An 18,836-nucleotide genomic window follows, 5' to 3' on the forward strand; every position below is an offset into this window, starting at 1 on the left:
GACAGTTAGTCATAGTTTAATGACATTGCGTTAAATACTCTATTTCAATTACCTTATATCAATATCGGCATAGTTATTAGATACTATTATAGTTGCAGTAGGTTTGCCATTTCCTATCTGGCCTTTCTTAGTTACCTTATTGCCTTTTTCAATAGATTCGGTATATTTCACAGTATATTTTTTCGAGACATTGAGATCTCCATATATAAGGCTTGCATCAAATGTTGCGGACATGTTCAGCGGGAGTCCTATCGCAACATCACAATAACTGCCTTTTATATTTATCGTTTTTACTTTAGGCGACATTCCCCTTATCGTTACATCGCCATAAGAACTGCGAATGTCGATATCAGACAGCAGATTATCTATGATTATATCTGCATACATCAGCTGCCCTGTCATGCTACCGATAGTCCCTATCTTCATATCACCATATGACGAGGATTTAGGTATCACAAGGGTTTGTACGTTACTGAACCGGCAATCGTTGTAGTTACCTGATGACTCAATCTTCCCGGCTTTCTCTATTTTGAAATCAGAGTAGGATCCTGACAAGATAATATCCTGCACATCCCCTATTTTCACGTCACTATATCTTGCTTTTACTGATGTAGCCTTAGTCAGTGATTGTGCCGAAAAATCACTATAAGAAAGATTCGCATTTAAGCTGTTATTAAGCCTGTCCACTTTCACATCTCCATAATCAAGGTTAATATTCAGGGATATATTTTTAGGAACAGTTATTATATAATTGATCTGAGGTTTCGAACTGCTTCTACCTGTATTATTAGTGGTGATGGAAAGAAGCCTGTTGCTTGTTGTTATGTTACATGAACCGGATTGATTTCTCTTATCGAAATATTGTATCTCAAGATCTATCTGGCTGGAATTTGATTCCTTCACAATTATATTTCCGTATTTATGAAAGAATTCTATTTCTGATATATTCGAAAAACTCTTTTTTTCTATCCGGTCAGGAGTCCCCTCTGCACGCTGCTTAGTACCTTTGCTATCATAGCTAAAAGCGTATGCAGTATAATCTTTTCCGTCAATGTTGAGATTTCTAAGGCTCGACTTTGCTGTCTTAATACCTTCTTTTGCTGCATTCATTGCCAGTGCAGTGATAGAATCAGTGTTAATATTGATGTTGAAGTCATTCAATGCCGTGATAGAATCCATATTAAAATTAAGGTTGAGCCCATTCAATTCCATAAACTGGCTCGAATCTATGTCTATTCCATCCAATACTTTATCCAGATTGAGATTCAATTTCTTTTTGAATACTCTGGCGGAATCCTGTGGCTGATTGCCCGCACTTTCAACAGCAAATGCTTGAAAGAGTGTCAGGCAGCATAAAGTCATTAATAATATATTCTTCTTCATCGTGTGTACATTTTTAGCATTTTGTGTATTTACCTAATTTCTCATTTATACTTTCCAGTTTCTGAATGTTTGTTTTATAGTGTTTCACCAGATAGCGTATAGCCATTTCCTGATTTTCGTTTTTTGACATCTCATCCACAAAAGCAGTATTGCTGCTCATTATCTTCTCTATATCGCGAGTCAGCTGTGCCTGGTTTTCAGTGTCAGTATAGGCCAGTTTGCACATGATATCTGCGATCTGATCCTCCATTTGCTGGTTGTAATAATCGTTTGTCGCCTTAAATTCATCAGTTGCTATGGAGTTCTCAGTCGGTGGTGTCACTTCTATGCTTTGCGGAGCATAGAATTTGACAGCTACTCCTATCAGTATCGCAATAGACGCGGCAACAGAGATAAAGCTTATCAGTTTTACCCTTTTAGCCGGTCTCTTTTCAGGCTCCTGAATATCCGCCTGCTTGTTAAGCAATGCTTCGAATCGCTCTATATGACCTGCCGATGGTTCTTTATCGTCAAACAGTTCTCTGTTCTTTTCTATGTATTCTTTTCTATCTTTCATCTCTCGCCCTCCTTTCAGATAAGTTCGATTAATCTTTGTTTTGCTCTCATATATTGTATGCGGGCTGTACCCGGCGCTATGCTTAGTATTTCAGCTATCTCTTCATGGTCATAACCTTCTATCAGATATAAATTTATAATCAGACGGCTCGATTCCGGCAATTTATCTATTGCTGATCTCACCTGACCTACCTTTTCCATTATTTGCTCCCAATCGGCATTGTCATCCGTATCGGCAATATCATAATTCATATTTTCATGCAGTTCTGTCATCTCCATGTTTCTTCTTCTCAGTTTGTCAATGGATGCGTTAATAGCTATCCGCACCAGCCATGCCTCGAAAGGGACAGAATCGCTGTAACTATCCAACCCTGAAAAGGCTTTGAGAAAAGCATCCTGCATCGTATCTTCAGCTTCGGCAGAGTCGCGTAGTACACGAAAGCATGTGTTGTAAACCCTTTTGTAAAAGGTCGTATACATCTGCATCTGCGCCCTGCGTTCGCCTTTCCTGCACTGTTCGATTATACCTGAGTCGAAACTTATCATCTACTAATCCTGTTACCTTTTCTATTTAGGACTCATATTACTTGTTTATTGACTTCCTGAGAGAATAACCGAGACAGTCAATCGTGCGAAATATGACATAAACACCTTTCTTTATTTATATGTACGCAAGAAAAAAAGAAGTGTTACAAAAGAACAGATTTTTTTTTAAGAAAAAAGAAAAGTTCCCGATCTTATTCTTTTTATATAAAATCTGATACGATATCAGTTATTAACTGACTACTGTTACCCGCCAACTCCAAATTTCCCTTAAATACCTGATATTTATATGATTATTGACTGTGTGAAAAGAATAAAAATCCCAGACCTTTATTAGGTCTGGGATTTTTCAGTGTCTTAAATTTAATATTTGTGTGAACCCACTATATAACTTAAGATTATTTCTAAATTTCAAAGCATTTGTAATCTATCGTATTATTTGGCCCAAAACAATTTTATATAGGCATTATCTGTTCCACCCATAGCCTGTATCTGTGCATCATAATTTTTTGCGTTATTACTTCTCTCGGAATCCGGATAACGAACCCGGGAAGGTAATGTTTTCAATAATTGAGCCGACTGATCCTCCGGATAATATAATTGAGGGTATCCTGTACGACGCACTTCATTCCAAGCCTGGAACGGCTGCATATAACCGAAATTCAGCCATTTCTGAGTAATGATAGCCTCTTCTTTGTTAGAGGCGGCATTCCATGCCTTTTCTGCATAAGCCTTAATAACCGACTCTGCCGGCATGTCCATCTTTGTCCCATCTTTGCTCGGACTAATCGCATTCTCTTCGAAATAGAACTGTGAAGAGTGTAGAATCCCGTCAACAAAAGCCGCTTTTGCATCGCCGCTAGCCCATCCTTTCTGATATGCTTCCGCTTTCAGGAAGTCGACTTCGGCCGCTGTAAAGATCGGACTTATAAACTGTGTATTGTACATCACTGTAGTAGAGTCGATACGCGAATATATGCGCTCTGATTCCGGCTTCGCGATGTTTACCTCTTGTTCGGCATACGTTTCGTGAGTAGACAGCCCTTTATATTCTCCTGCCGCATTTTTAGAATACATAATAGGCAGGCGCGGATCATTTTCTCCCGAAACGGTCCGAGTCAATGCATCTAACATGGCTTGCGATGCACGGCTCTGGCTAATGTAACCTGTACGAAGATCATCCGGATTGAAAAAGGCTCCGGTATCTTTATCATTGGAATCCAGTTTAATAGTTTCGTCCAGACTGGATACGAGAGGATATCCACCCCCCAGAATTTCAGCTATCACTTGCTTTCCTTTGGCAGATAAATCTCCTTGTGAAGCTACTCGTACAGCAAGGCGCAGGCGAAGCGAATTACAATACCTTTCCCATTTATCCAGATCGCCGTAATTGACGAAATCCTGCTTAGGCAAAGATGCAGACGCCTGTTTGTCCAGGCTGCCTTTTATACTATGTATATCTGCATAAAGTTCACCCAGACGGTCGAGCATCATAGTATATATGTCCGTAGCCTTATCATATGCCGGATAACTGCCGGCCACATCACCGGTAATGGCAAGAAAGCCGGCCTCTTTGAACGGCGCGTCGCCGAAAGTATCCACTATCTGCGATAAATGATCGTAAACAAATACTTCGGACAAATTCTTGAATATTCTATATGTATTTTTTTCGCTGTCGCTTAACCCTTCATAGACATTCTGAAGTACACGAAACTGGGTCAGTGTATTATAGAAATGTACCCAACGGTCGTTAGCATAGCTGTCGTTAGCCGAATAAAGGGAACCTTGTGAGTTCATAAATCCGAGTGTCTGGGCATATTTTCCCGTAACGGTATTATCCCATGTGTACATCCGCCAATAAGAATTGAACGTATATACGCGTCCTGTATAAAACACCCCCGTCATCAGTTTGTCGCAGTATGCCTTGGTAGTTTTTGACGGATCAAGGTATTTATCCGAATACTCGCTGTCGGCGCAGGAATAGAATGTAAGCGCCACAACCAATATAATGAGAAATAAATATATCTTTTTCATATTGTTCTTTTTTGATTGATTAAAGAATTAGAAGCTGGCACGTAACGAAATACCTACCGAGCGTGTTGTCGTAGTAGAACCGCCCAGGCTGGCCTGCGTTATCCAAGATGTACCGTCTGCTGCTTCAGCATCCAGCATTGGCATGTTCTTGTAAACATAGAACAGGTTACGTCCGAATACGGAAACCATCAAACTCTTACACTTGACTTTGGAAAGTATAGATTTCGGAAGATTGTATCCTATTGACAGTTCGCGACATTTAACATATGTATTATCAAATATGCCATGAGAATAATAAGTTACATCCGTAGGATCATAACCGCCCCAGTTGTAAGTCCAATATGCCAACTGGTCACCCGGAATCATTGTCGTATTAGCGCTTCCATCCGCTTTAACACCTTGCAATATCACGCCGTTATCATAAATTCGCTCTCCGTTAGGGCCTGCAGAACCTGTGAAAGGAACTACGTTGCGATTAGCATCAAAGTAATAGGTCAGTCCTTTACCTTCTCCATCATGATAATCCAGGCTTTCTTTAATCGCTCCCTGTCCCATCATATACTGATAAGGCATATTCATTACCGCGCCGCCTATGCGATAATCGAACGAAGCATCGAGTACGAAATTCTTATACGAGAAAGTAGTAGCGAAACCTCCGACCATCTTCGGCATGGCATTTCCCACTTTAACCGGTTTATCGGTCAGTTGATAGAAACCGTCTTCGCGGATAATATAATTGCCTTTATCATCTTGTTTAGGTGCCAAAGCATATATATCTCCGGCCGGTTCTCCTAATTTTGAATAAAGATACGCGGACCCGTTATCCCAGTTCGTATGTGTTATCTGATCGATACCTTCCGCCAACTTGACCACGGTATTTTTGTTCCATGCAAAATTGGCGCGCACATCCCATCTCAGGTCGCGTGTCAGAACCGGTGTACCGTACAGGGAAAGCTCAACGCCTCTGTTCTTCATGTCGCCGATATTCATCGTGATACTTGTACCACCGGAAGATGCAGGCATAGTAGCCTCCAAAATCATATCCTGTATTTTATTGGTATAATAAGAAAGCTCGAAACCTAAGCGGTTGTTGAAGAATTTACTTTCCAGTCCGAATTCCCATTCAAATTTCTTTTCGTTGCGGAGGTTGTAATTGCCCACTTTAGGGTCGACACTATTATATATCCATCCGGCTACTGACTTCTGCGTATAAGCCTGAGTAGCGTAATATGCCGGCGGAGGATTACCTACAACGCCGTAAGACGCACGGATCTTTCCATAATCGTACCACGAAGGCATTTTATCTTTAAATAATTCGGTATAAATGATACTTCCACTCACAGATGGAAAATAGAATACATTCTTGTTGGGTGCCAACGTGGAGACTTTTTCCTGACGGAGTGTTCCTTCCAGATAAGCCCAGCTATCGTACGACAGGTTCAATGTTCCGAAATACGCGGTCTTCAACAGACTCAATTTACGCATTTCAGAGGACTTCGGTTCGTTGCTGGCATTCAGGTGAAACCAGTTTTCTACCGAGAGGCCGCCGTTAGTATTCGCCCAGGTATTGAATTCCTTTTCCGTACGTCCCTGCCAGCCGACCATAGCGTTCATACCCAACTTATCAGTCAAGTTGGTATCATAATTCAACATAACGTCGCCATAGAAAATCTCGTAGCGATTGTTACGCGCCATATAGTATCCTACGTTTTTGTTGATCATGGGAGAGTTGTTTGCCTGTTCTTTTTGCTCGATCTTTTCGGCAGTATAATCCGTTGCTATACGCCCTTTCAGGGTAAGACCCTTTATGATTTGCCAGCTTGGAGTAACATTTGCCAACAAGCGGTTCGTATTATTCAGATATTCTTTACTCAGGATATTCCAAAAATATTCTTCCACCAATGCATAAGGAGCCGGAGTCCATTCGAATCCTTCATCCGGAGTAAGTTGATTAGCATCAGTATAAATCCGGTTCAAATATCCCAGACTTGTTCTTGTATGTTCGCGCAAGTATTTAACGTCATCGAAAGGCCCTGCCATACCGCTAAAGTTAGTCAATGTACGGCTGAGGCGATAAGGTGGATTTTTTTGGTCCTGCAGTATATAATTAACACCGTAACCGACCGAAATATTTTTTGTTACGTTATAATTGCCTGTCAGGTTAAAGTTATGCTTTTGAAACGTAGAGTTATACTGCGTAGGTTTATTATCTATATAGGTATAAGAAAAGCGAAGATTGCCTTTTTCACCAGCGTTTGTAACAGCAAGGTTATATTGTTGAGTGACGCCTGTTCGGAATATTTCCGACCATGGATTATCGTTTATCGGAGAGTACTTGCGTACTGTTCCGTCATAATAGATTACATCTTTACCATCGTATTTCGGCCCCCAATACCTTGTCGTTGAAGACGCTCTTCTGTGGTTTACTCCATTCCTGTCATCCCATCCATTGATCCTCCATCCTTCTTCGTCGAGCCCGTTTGCCGCAGTACGTTGATATCCATTAGCTCCCGGACCGTATTTAGTCTGGTATTTAGGCATATAAGCTACCGGATCCCATGTCAGGCTGGCATTGAAGTCTACACCCAAACCGGTAGAACCTTTACCTGTTTTGGTCGTAATCATCACAACGCCGTTAGTCGCCTCCGAACCATACAAGGCAGAAGCCGCAGCGCCTTTCAGGATAGACAGGCTTTCAATATCCTCCGGATTAATATCCGCCAAGCCGTTAGACGATATACGCTGATTATCCCAGTAACCGCTCAAGTTAGCGTCGCCATTATGGATAGGTACACCATCCACTACGACCAAAGGCATATTGGTCAGGTTTAGAGAATTCAGACCGCGTATATTGATAGAAATGGCACCTGCGATGCCACCCGGAGCTGTCTGAATACGCACACCTGATGCTTTTCCGTAAAGAGCGGAGCCTAAAGTCGGCGCTGCCGCTTTCGTTAAATCACCTGCACTTATTGTACTAACCGAATAACCCAGCGCTTTCGATTCTTTTCTAATACCCAAAGCTGTCACTACAACTTCATCCAATTGAAGGGCATCCTCCTGAAGGGCCACATCAATTACTGATGAAGTTACAGTTACTTCCTGTGACTTATAACCAACAAAGGAAAAGATCAATACCGAATTTGTACCTGCCGATATAGTATACTTCCCATCTACGTCCGTCAAGGTACCATTAGTCGTTCCTTTCAGGGTGACACTTGCTCCAATAATAGGCTCATTATTTGTGTCTTTAACGACACCTCTTACTGTTTGAGCCTGAGCAAAGACATGAGAGCATAATAAAATACCGCACAATAGCAGTACTTTAAATATACTCTTGCTAATTCTGTTTTCTTTTAAGTAAACATTCATAATAAAAAAATTTGAGGTTACTCATTAATAATAAAGAAGAAATTACCGGATGAATCGTTTCTAAATTTGTAAAATGTAAAATCAGTATCTGCCCTAAATATAATGACACGCAACAAGACCTTCTACCTTCTGAATGGAGTACAGAAAATAAGATATTTTTTATCATATATATACATGCTGAAAAACCCGAATAATAATAATTCGAGTTGTATATTTTTAGGTAAGACTTGATTACTTATATTCTCTCTCTCTCTCTCTCTCTCTCTCTCTCTCTCTCTCTCTCTCTCTCTCTCTCTCTCTCTCTCTCTCTCTCTCTAATTTATTTGCGCACAAAAACAAATATAAAACGTTAAATTTTAAGGACCTAACATTATCGACATCTAATCGATTAACTGTTATTTTTAATTGAGAAATACAGAATATGAAACTGTTCATCCCTCACTCTTATCTTTAAGGTTTATTTATCAATACAAATATACAAGTTAAATATAATTAAAAATAGCAAATTATCGACAATTTACTAGCACTATTTCGACATAAGTTCTCTACTCAAAATTATCTCCAGTTTCATCGGATTACAAATCCGGATAATAAAGATAAACAGTCTGCATATCGTCCAATTACAACGCATAACTTTTCCAAAGAGGTAACAACCAACGGTCACAGGAGCGTAGCGTATGTAAAGGTAACACTTGTTTACTTATTACTTTTTACACTCTCTGCAGCCTCCCCTCGGGGAGAAATAACGTTCGACGGAACGAAGCGTAGTCAATGTAGGGGTCAATCAGTACTTCAAAGAGCTATCAGCTAAAGGCTATCGGCTAAAAAATGTACAGATAAACTTTCCGCAAAAAAATATTAAACTTATATTTATGGACAAGAAACCTTAGTTTTATCTACTAATTAAAACAAAACATAGCTTTACCATGAAGAAACTATTGCTATTAGCTTCTTTAATTGTAGTCTTTATATCCTGTAAGAAGGACAAGATACAGCAACTCCCTGTAAATAAAATGTATTTGGTAGAATATCGCTTCAATCACCCCTCGCCTCCTGATACAGCATGGATTTTTCATGTAAACGGAATCAGCGAAATAGACAAATTCTGTAATATAACACTTACTCAACCCAACATTTCAGAAGATGGATATCATACATTAATGTTTACATTGCCCGACAGCATAAAAAGAACAATTGCCGAAACAATAGAGCAATATCCCCACGACACCTCGTTTGTGTTCGCAGGAAACGAGAACACAGACCGTGATGCATACAAGGGCTATTATTATTTCATCTGGGCAGAAAGGGATTATAGCAAACCATTGCTTATCGACCTCTACCTCCCCGACAAATTACATAAAGACTGGCAATATGTAGTTGATAAAGTATATAATAAGTACCGGAATAAATATACGGGACTTCAAATAACAGATACAGATTCTTTAAAACAACGTTTTGCATTATTCGAAAGAAGCCTGCCCTATACACACATAACACGCCCTCCGAGGGTAAAGTGGGTTCAGTTCACTCCTCCTGTGGCGAATAATGATGACGAATGATTAAGAGTCTGCTTAAACTTTATCAAAAAATTTAAACAGTCTACAATACTTATGATAGGATAACCCATAGAAATTCGTGTTAAATGACATATACCGATAAACAAAATATCAGAAAAATAATGTATCTTTGTGCGCATTAAAAACAATAACTTATACTTGTTATTTTTATGCAAGAGAAAATCATTATCCTCGATTTCGGGTCACAAACCACCCAATTGATTGGTCGCAGAATCAGAGAATTAAATACCTACTGCGAAATTGTCCCTTACAACAAGTTCCCTTTCGATGACAAAAGTGTTAAAGGAGTAATACTATCGGGAAGCCCTTTTTCGGTAAATGACGCTACTGCCTTCAAACCCGACATCAGTCAGATAAGGGGTAAATATCCGATATTGGGTATTTGTTATGGCGCGCAATATCTGGCCTATACATCGGGAGGAAAAGTTGAAAAAAGTGATTCCCGTGAATACGGACGGGCGCATTTGACAAAAATAAAGTCCGGCGTTTCCCTCTTTGACGGAATATCTGAAGGTACTCAGGTATGGATGTCACATGGAGACTCAATTACTGTGGTTCCTGAGAATTTCGAAATAGTAGCCAGCACTGCTGATGTATCAGCAGCAGCATATAAAATAGCGGGAGAGGAAACATGGGCCGTACAGTTTCATCCTGAAGTTTACCATACTACAGACGGTACGCGACTTTTAAGCAACTTCCTTAATATATGCCATTCGAAACGAGGATGGAGTCCTGCTTCTTTCATCGATTCCACTGTTGAGGAACTAAAAACAACGCTTGGTGACGACAAGGTCATCCTTGCCCTATCGGGAGGTGTAGACTCTTCCGTTACTGCCGTCCTGCTGAACAAGGCCATAGGAAAGAACCTGACTTGTGTATTCGTAGATCATGGTTTGCTCCGCAAAAACGAATTCGAAAATGTACTGAGAGATTATGAACATCTCGGACTGAATGTAATAGGTATAGATGCCAAAGAGCGATTCTACAAAGAACTGGCCGGCGTGACCGACCCTGAACAGAAACGTAAGATCATAGGTAAAGGCTTTATTGATGTATTCGACGAAGAAGCGCATAAGCTTAAAGATATAAAATGGCTGGGACAGGGAACTATTTATCCCGATATTATAGAGTCTCTTTCTATCACAGGCCATGTCATCAAATCGCACCATAATGTGGGAGGATTACCGGAGAAAATGAATCTGAAACTGGTAGAACCTCTACGTCTGCTATTCAAAGATGAAGTACGCCGCGTAGGCTTGGAATTGGGTATGAAAGAAAACCTGATAAAACGGCATCCTTTCCCGGGTCCCGGTCTAGGTATCCGTATATTGGGCGATATTACTCCGGAAAAAGTAGAAGTAGTTCAGAATGCCGACGATATCTTTATCCGTATGCTTCGTGAACAAGGGTTCTATGATAAAGTATGGCAGGCGGGAGCAATTCTGTTGCCGATCAAATCAGTTGGGGTAATGGGTGATGAGCGCACTTACGAAAATACAGTGGCATTGCGCGCCGTAACTTCTACAGACGCCATGACCGCCGATTGGGCACACTTACCATACGAGTTTCTGGCTAAGGTGTCGAATGAGATCATCAACAAAGTAAAAGGTGTAAACCGTGTTGTTTATGATATTTCGTCGAAACCTCCTGCTACCATAGAGTGGGAGTAAAATATAAGATATTTTCCTGAGAAAGTGCCTCCTGTATGGGGCACTTTTTTTTAATACATTGAGGTCAGAAGATTTAGAAATTCATTTTCATTTCTCTTTTTTCATAGCCTCAGCTTTCATATCCTGCGGCATTTTTTCAATAGCATATCTTAGTGATGTTCTCGGCATAGTAGCTTTATGTCTCACCACAAAGTCGAACACTTCTTCCTGATGCGCTTCACTCGCAGCCTTAAGCATCCAACCGTAACCTTTTTGAACCAAATCATCCTTGTCGTGAAGCAAAATTGTTGCGATTTCAAAGATATCATTTAAAAACAATCCTTTACGAGCAGGGATAATCAGCGTAACAGCAGCGGCACGGCGCATCCAGCGATTACCGGACGTAGCCCATCCTTTGAGGCGGGAAATATAACCGGGATACATTTTCACAAATTCGCCGATAGTGTGATTACACAACGTGTCGCATGCCGCCCAATTATCGACGTAGTTTGCCACCCACCTTTCAAATATTTCAAAATCGTCAGGTTCATATTGCTTGTGAAGAGAATAAGCCAATTCGCAGGCAATGACCGATTCCTCCAAATACCCCGATTGCCACAGTTCCTCACATAAACCGAAAATTTGAACTTTCGCCATATTTTTGATTTTCAGAAAAAACCCTTTACCGATTTTGCTGACTAAAGCCATTCTTACACCATAGGTCTTTGCCCGTTCATTTTCTTTGAAGAAATGGCTCGACAGGCTTAATGTTTTTTCATCGGCATTATCCAGCAATGTCCTGCGAATATCTGTTATTATCTGTTGCATATCATTGTTGTTTCATATCTGTAAAGATAATATTTATCATTTTACATCCTGTTCTAAAAGTTGTTTAAAACAATCTAAGTCGCTATATATAAAGCTATAAGAAGGCTGATAAACAATATCCGGAAAGAGGATGTGATCGGAGCTATATATTTATTCATTTAAAAAACCTGATATATGTATTCGGTGTTTCACTTGTTTGTTTTGGCCGGAATCCTAATATTTGTTTCATTATTCAATTTTTTCTTATTAATTTTAGTGTATTAACCTACACCCTTGATATTCCATGACAAATTTAAAGAGGATCAGTCTGGTAATTATACCTGTATCAATACTCAATCCATATGGCTATGGACAAAAGGAACAAAATACATCCCGTCCCAATATTATACATATAATGACAGACGATCATTCGTTCCAGACAATCAGCGCATATGGGCATCCGCTATCGAAAATAGCTACTACTCCCAATATAGACCGTCTGGCAAATGAAGGAATGCTATTCCGGCAAGCCTTTGTGGAGAATTCGCTGTCAACCCCCAGTCGGGCATGCCTTATGACTGGTCTATACAGTCATCAGAACGGACAACGCCAATTGGGAGCAGGTATTGATACGACCAAGATCTTCTTTTCCGAATTATTAACTCAAGCAGGCTATCAAACCGGAGTTGTCGGAAAATGGCATATGCAATGCGAACCTAAAGGATTTAATTATTATTGTGTATTGAACGATCAGGGAGATTATTACAATCCAAGTTTCAAGACGAAGGAGTCTCAAGGTAAATATGTGCGCGAAGAGGGTTATGCAACCAACCTTATTACTACCCATTCCATAGAATTTATAGAGAACAGAGATAAAAACAAGCCTTTTGCCCTTTTAGTGCATCATAAAGCTCCACACAGAAACTGGATGCCGGAAGCCAAGTATTATAATCTGTATGAAGATGTAGAGTTTCCAAAGCCCGAAACATTCTATGATGATTACGAAACTCGCTGTTCTGCGGCTAAGACCCAGGATATGACAATCGACAAGACAATGACATTCATTTATGACCTTAAGCTGAATGAATTGAGAAATACTACCCCATATAATAAAGAGTGGAATAACGGTGGCCTACAACAAGCGATGAATCAAATGACTCCTGCACAACGCGAAGCCTGGGAAAATGCCTACCATCCCAAAAATATGGAATTTATCGACAGTAACCTATCCGGAGACGACCTGCTTAACTGGAAATATCAGCGTTATATGAAAGATTATCTTCGCTGCATAAAATCGATTGACGATGAAGTCGGACGCCTGATAGACTACCTTGAAAAAGAAGGGTTGATGGATAATACCATTATCGTCTATACCTCGGATCAAGGTTTCTATATGGGAGAACATGGATGGTTTGACAAACGTTTCATGTATGAGGAATCATTCAGAACTCCGCTTATCATACGTTATCCCAAAGCTATTGAAGCAGGCACAAAGACTGATGCTCTGGTTCAGAATATAGATTTTGCACCTACATACCTGTCTTTAGCAGGAATAGAGAAACCTGCCGAGATGAGCGGTGTATCTCTTGAATCTTTGTTTAGCGGAGAAACACCTAAAGATTGGAGAAAAGATTTATACTACCACTATTACGATTATCCGGCAATCCACAATGTCCGCCGTCACGATGGTGTCAGAACAGACAGATATAAACTCATCCATTTTTATGGTAAAGGCGAAACCAAAAATGATGAGAATATCAATTGCAACGAATTATTCGATCTTAAGAATGATCCGAATGAGCTGGATAATCTCTATGGTAAAAAAGGATATGAAAAAATAAGCATGGAATTACAGGCTACTTTAGATAATTACAGAAAGAAGCTTAAAGTAGACGAATTCTAAGAACCTGTTTAAACTTTCTCCATATTTTTACGATGATGAAAATGTATTACTTTATTCCCTGAAACTTAAAAGGTTCGGATGTTACAAACAGATTGGCTGTATTCCCTGCATAAGTTTTACCTCCTACCAGATCCAGCGTCTTTACAGGTGCTTTTTCGGAGAAATCGACATCTTTGAAATCTACCCAGAAAATATTCGGATATAAAGCAGACTCGAAATAATAAACTTTATTCTTTTGGTCTGATACTGTTCTCCATCTCGTAGATGAAATATTCGGTTCATTAGGCGTACTTATCCCAAAAGGGACCGAAGTGTTGCGTATAACGCTGAATACACTGGCTACAGCCAGTCTTGTATCATCTACTTTCGGGATTACATTTATGTAATAAGAAGCTCTGACAAACCTGTCGGCAGCACGGTTAGTTCCGGGAAGAAAAGTCAACCCGCCAATACCTTTCCAGTATTCATTCAATGCTAGCTGCTGATCGAATACAGGCGAGTTTGTCATCACCTGATAAGATTTATCATGGTGTATCACCAGTTTCCCGTTTATATATTCGAAAATGGCACTATCTCCGTCGGAGTCTGACAATGATAAGTGAAGGGTAGCCATTCTGGAACCGTCGGGCATCATATCCGAAACCACTTCGAAAGTTCCTTTTTCCATATAAGTAACAGCTTCGCTTACAGTAGCAAAATTATCAAGCATATATTGCACCCATGCAGCTATCGACAATCCCGGTTTCTTCTGATCCCATTCCGGGTATGCGGACTCGGCCAGCCAGAGCAAATTGGCTACAAGGCCTTTTTCGTTCATACCGTCTGTACTGGAGATGTCGTAAGCGGAAGTGATCACACTTCCGTACTTCGACTTCCACTTCAAAGGATTGCTGCCTACTTCTCCGTTTCGTTCCATGCCTCTGGGAAATATCCACAGGTTACTCCTGCTGTCTTCTTTCCAGTCCATAGTCCTTGCTGTCAGTACTGTATTGTTGAGCCCGTGATAGACGATTCTGGTACAGGCCTCTATTGCGCTGGATTGCGCAAGTAGCAAAACTGCTAGTAATAAAGTGATTTTTGTAATAGTTCTTTTCATAAATCTTTTAATCTGAATTGTTTATATTTTATATGAAAACAATCTCTGATGATTAAAAGTTTATAATTTCAGGAAATAAAAGCCTCTGGATCTATCTTTCGAAGCGCAATCTTTCACCTCTCATATCATAAACCACACCATTTTCAAAGGCGATTTTTCCGTTCAGGAATGTTTTCTCTACCGAGGTGGAGAATGTTTCACCTTCTAGTGGTGCCCATTTGCATTTATACAGAATATTGTCCTGAGTAACGGTATAGGGTTTATTCGGATTCACCAATACCAGATCGGCAAAGTATCCTTTACGGATATAACCTCTTTTCTCTATCTTGTACATAATGGCAGGTGCATGACACATTTTATTTACCACCTGTTCTTTCGTTATTTTTCCCTTCTTGGCCAACTCAAGCATCATTTGCAACGAGTGCTGAACCAAAGGACCTCCCGATGCAGCCTTCAATGCACCTCCCTGCTTTTCGTCGAGCAGGTGGGGGGCATGATCGGTAGCGATTACATCCAGTTTATTCTTCAGAAGCCCCTGCATCAGAGCGCCCCTGTCCTGTCTGGTTTTAACGGCAGGATTCCATTTTATACGTGATCCGTATTTAGAGTAATCTTCATCTGAGAACCAAAGATGATGTACACAGACCTCCCCTGTGATTTTCTTTTCGGCAAGAGGCTTAATGTCGAATAAACTTATCTCTTTCTCGGTGGAAAGGTGCAAAATATGCAAACGGGTCTGGTACTTATCTGCCAGCTCGACAGCCTCGGCAGACGAACGATAGCAGGCTTCGGCACTACGGATAAGCGGGTGATACTGAATCGGTATATCTTCTCCGAACTCGGATTTATATTTGGCCAGATTTTCCCGTATTATTTCTTCCTTTTCGCAATGTGTGGCAATGAGCATATCCACTTCAGCAAATATGGATTGCAAGACCATTTTGTCATCCACAAGCATATTCCCTGTCGAAGAGCCCATAAATACTTTTACACCACATACTTTTTTCGGATCCACCTTTCTCAGCTCTGCAATATTATCATTTGTGGCACCCATATAGAAAGAATAGTTGGCGAATGACTTTTCGGCAGCCAATTCAAATTTCTGCTCAAGAAGTTCAATTGTTGTAGTCTGTGGCTTAGTATTGGGCATTTCCATAAAAGATGTAACTCCTCCTGCAATAGCGGCACGGCTTTCACTGGCAATGTCTCCCTTATGAGTCAATCCCGGTTCACGAAAATGCACCTGATCATCTATCACTCCGGGCATCAGCCATAATTCCCTGCCGTCGATAACCGTTGCATTGTTCAGTAACCGGTCGGGAATATCTTCCGTCCTGAATATTTCTGCAATAACATTGTTTTCTATCAATACCGAACCGGTGAAAGATGTTCCTTCGTTTATGATTGTTGCTTTATGAATGAGTATCATGATCAAAAAAAATAAATGGTTTGATGCAAAGGTAACATGAAAATAATGAAGAATGAAAAATTAAGAATTTCTTGACAAAAAAAATCGTACAACTTCAAAAGTTGTACGATTTTCATAAAAGATTATAGATATATTTATTTTATATCATTCAGTAAATCAGTTTTACCTTCATTTACCAGTTTAAGTATTAGTTCGCCAAACAGCGTATTCTGCCATGCAAACCATGAACGGGTAAAGTTCTTCGGATCATCCTTATGGAAAGATTCGTGCATAAATCCGGTATCCGCATCCGTATCTATAAGCATTTTCACACACGCCTGAATTTCTTTATCGTCGTGACTTGTAAATGCTTTCATCATGATACTCATCGGCCAAACCATATCGTAACCAATATGAGGCCCGCCAATACCTTCTCCGGCACTCCCCCTAAAGAAATAAGGATTATCTTCACTCCACACAAACTTGCGTGTATTCTGATAAATAGGATCATTTACATCCACATCTCCCAGATAAGCGGACGATAACAGGCTTGGAGCATTGGAATCATCCATCAGATACTGATTGCCAAAGCCATCTACTTCGAAAGCATATATTTGTCCATACTTAGGATGATTATAAACCGCATACTTTTTCAATGCACTTTCCACTTCCTGAGCAAGGTCTGTACACTCTTTAGCCAGTTCTGTTTCCTTATTTACAGTACCCAGTATCTCCGCAGCTTTCCTTAACGAGGTAACAGCAAAGAAATTGGAAGGTACCAGAAACTGGAAAGTAGTAGCATCATCAGACGGACGGAAACATGAAACGATCAACCCCACAGGATTTACAGGATTACCATATCCGTCATTGTTCAGAGTATCCAACTGACGTTCTGTCTTACGTTGGAATTTATAAGGACCTACACCATCTTTACGCTGTTGTTCCTTGAAGGTCTGCAATATCAAAGTGATTGCCTGTAACCATTCCTCGTCAAATACAGAAGTATCCCCTGTGGTTTTCCAATAATGATATGCCAGACGCAGCGGATAACATAGTGAATCTATTTCCCATTTGCGTTCATGCAGTTCCGGCTTCATATTCGTTAAGTCGGACATCCATTGATGATCCGGATTAGGATCGTACGGATCAAGGAACGCATTTGCATACGGGTCGATGATAATACATTTGAACTGGCGACGAATTGTACCTGCCAGCATAGCTTTCAATTCAGGGTCTTGATTTGCCAGTTGCACATATGGCCAAACCTGTGCTCCCGAGTCACGCAACCACATAGCGTGAATATCTCCTGTATACACTACAGTATCATCTTTGCCATCTGTCTTGCGGTAACGGACTGTTGTATCCAGTGTGTTTGGGAAACAATTCTCGAACATCCAGGCCAGCTTAGCATTTTTCAATAGCTTTTTAACGCGTACTATTTCATTTTCTACAGCTTTGGATGTAAATAAACGTTTCGATTTCTCAGGACGATTACTTTTATAATTTACCGGACTTTTAATCACCGTATTATCCTGTACCAAAGTCAGATTACTTTCCTGCAAAGACGTGGATGCCTTCACTTCACTAACAAAGAATGCCGAGCTTAAAACACAGAGGCTCAATATTCCTTTTTTCAAATAAGTCTTATTGTCCATATGTTTTTATTTTTTCTTATTCTTGTTATTTATACTATTGAGTTCCTTAGAGAAAGAATAAGGCAGGTCATTATCGTTGACCCCTCTGCTCTGATTCGGAGCCGGAGCCATCCGGTAGTTAATGGTAGTCCCTTTCAGCAGTTGGTCATGACTCAGGTAGTTTTTGGTATGTACCTGCCCGTCTACGGTCATTGACTGTACATACCTGTTGGCCTTATTGTTGTTTGCTGCATCGATAACCACTTTATTGCCGTTCTCCAGGTTGAGTGTCACTTTCTTGAACAACGGTGAGCCTAAGATATACTCATCAGAGCCCGGACATACAGGATAGAAGCCTACCGCCGAGAATACATACCAGGCCGAAGTCTGCCCGTTGTCCTCATCCCCGCAATAACCGTCAGGGTTAGGGGTATAGAGTTTGTCCATCACCTCACGTACCCAGTACTGGGCTTTCCATGGTTCGGCAGAATAGTTGTACATGTAGATCATATGCTGTATCGGCTGGTTGCCGTGCGCATAGTTGCCCATGTTCATTATCTGCATTTCGCGTATCTCGTGTATTACTCCCCCGTAATAGCTATCGTCGAATAACGGTGGTACGCTGAATACGGAGTCCATCATCCGGTTGAAACCTGCCTTGCCCCCCATCAGGTCTATCAGGCCCTGGGGGTCGTGGAATACCGACCAGGTATAGTGCCAGCTGTTGCCTTCGGTAAAGGCATCCCCCCATTTCAACGGGTTGAACGGGGACTGGAACGTGCCGTCCTGGTTCTTACCGCGCATCAGCTTATGTTCGGGGTCAAACAGGTTCTTGTAGTTCATCGCGCGTTTGGCATAGATGTCTATTTCTTTGG

At 40.7% G+C, this 18,836-nt stretch carries 13 protein-coding genes and 1 pseudogene; 3 read left to right on the forward strand and 11 right to left on the reverse strand.

Annotation, left to right across the window (positions count from 1 at the left end):
* Positions 1–48 precede the first annotated feature (48 nt).
* The 6 genes and pseudogenes from IR083_RS15955 to IR083_RS25005 all read right to left on the reverse strand — a co-directional run.
* A complete protein-coding gene (locus tag IR083_RS15955) occupies positions 49–1,383 on the reverse strand; it encodes a hypothetical protein (RefSeq protein WP_194225075.1) in 1,335 nt (444 codons plus the stop codon).
* Between the two features lie 13 nt (positions 1,384–1,396).
* A complete protein-coding gene (locus IR083_RS15960; RefSeq protein ID WP_194225076.1) occupies positions 1,397–1,939 on the reverse strand; it encodes a hypothetical protein in 543 nt (180 codons plus the stop codon).
* Between the two features lie 14 nt (positions 1,940–1,953).
* Positions 1,954–2,484: an RNA polymerase sigma factor gene (locus IR083_RS15965; protein ID WP_006800825.1), complete on the reverse strand. Its 531-nt coding sequence runs from the start codon at positions 2,482–2,484 to the stop codon at positions 1,954–1,956.
* Positions 2,485–2,916: 432 nt separating this feature from the next.
* Entirely contained in the window at positions 2,917–4,515 is a 1,599-nt protein-coding gene (locus IR083_RS15970) for a SusD/RagB family nutrient-binding outer membrane lipoprotein (protein WP_194225077.1), read from the reverse strand.
* Positions 4,516–4,542: 27 nt separating this feature from the next.
* A complete protein-coding gene (locus IR083_RS15975; protein ID WP_006800823.1) occupies positions 4,543–7,887 on the reverse strand; it encodes a SusC/RagA family TonB-linked outer membrane protein in 3,345 nt (1,114 codons plus the stop codon).
* A gap of 122 nt (positions 7,888–8,009) precedes the next feature.
* Positions 8,010–8,189: pseudogene (locus tag IR083_RS25005) on the reverse strand (hypothetical protein); the annotation flags it as partial.
* A 624-nt stretch (positions 8,190–8,813) separates the two neighbouring features.
* On the opposite strand from IR083_RS25005, the gene IR083_RS15985 reads away from it, so the two are divergent.
* Positions 8,814–9,446: a hypothetical protein gene (locus tag IR083_RS15985; protein ID WP_194225078.1), complete on the forward strand. Its 633-nt coding sequence runs from the start codon at positions 8,814–8,816 to the stop codon at positions 9,444–9,446.
* A gap of 167 nt (positions 9,447–9,613) precedes the next feature.
* A complete protein-coding gene (gene guaA, locus IR083_RS15990) occupies positions 9,614–11,134 on the forward strand; it encodes a glutamine-hydrolyzing GMP synthase (RefSeq protein WP_006800819.1) in 1,521 nt (506 codons plus the stop codon).
* A gap of 87 nt (positions 11,135–11,221) precedes the next feature.
* Here guaA and IR083_RS15995 read toward each other — a convergent pair whose 3' ends face one another.
* Positions 11,222–11,941, reverse strand: a complete 720-nt coding sequence (locus IR083_RS15995; protein WP_006800818.1) for a DNA alkylation repair protein — start codon at positions 11,939–11,941, stop codon at positions 11,222–11,224.
* Positions 11,942–12,224: 283 nt separating this feature from the next.
* Here IR083_RS15995 and IR083_RS16000 point away from each other — a divergent pair, with 283 nt between their 5' ends.
* Entirely contained in the window at positions 12,225–13,823 is a 1,599-nt protein-coding gene (locus tag IR083_RS16000; protein ID WP_006800817.1) for a sulfatase, read from the forward strand.
* Positions 13,824–13,869: 46 nt separating this feature from the next.
* Here the strand turns inward: IR083_RS16000 and IR083_RS16005 are convergent, their stop codons facing one another.
* The 4 genes from IR083_RS16005 to IR083_RS16020 form a co-directional block, all read right to left on the reverse strand.
* Positions 13,870–14,919 carry a linear amide C-N hydrolase gene (locus tag IR083_RS16005; RefSeq protein WP_006800816.1) on the reverse strand — a complete coding sequence of 350 codons (1,050 nt, stop codon included), beginning with the start codon at positions 14,917–14,919 and terminating at the stop codon, positions 13,870–13,872.
* A 91-nt stretch (positions 14,920–15,010) separates the two neighbouring features.
* A complete protein-coding gene (locus IR083_RS16010) occupies positions 15,011–16,348 on the reverse strand; it encodes a dihydroorotase (RefSeq protein WP_194225079.1) in 1,338 nt (445 codons plus the stop codon).
* A gap of 134 nt (positions 16,349–16,482) precedes the next feature.
* On the reverse strand, positions 16,483–17,982 hold the full coding sequence (locus tag IR083_RS16015; RefSeq protein WP_194225080.1) for a glycoside hydrolase family 125 protein: 1,500 nt from the start codon (positions 17,980–17,982) through the stop codon (positions 16,483–16,485).
* A 6-nt stretch (positions 17,983–17,988) separates the two neighbouring features.
* On the reverse strand, positions 17,989–18,836 hold an 848-nt coding region (locus IR083_RS16020; protein WP_194225081.1), incomplete at its 5' end, for a glycoside hydrolase family 92 protein.

Source organism: Dysgonomonas sp. GY75, from assembly GCF_015234155.1.
GTDB lineage: Bacteria > Bacteroidota > Bacteroidia > Bacteroidales > Dysgonomonadaceae > Dysgonomonas > Dysgonomonas gadei.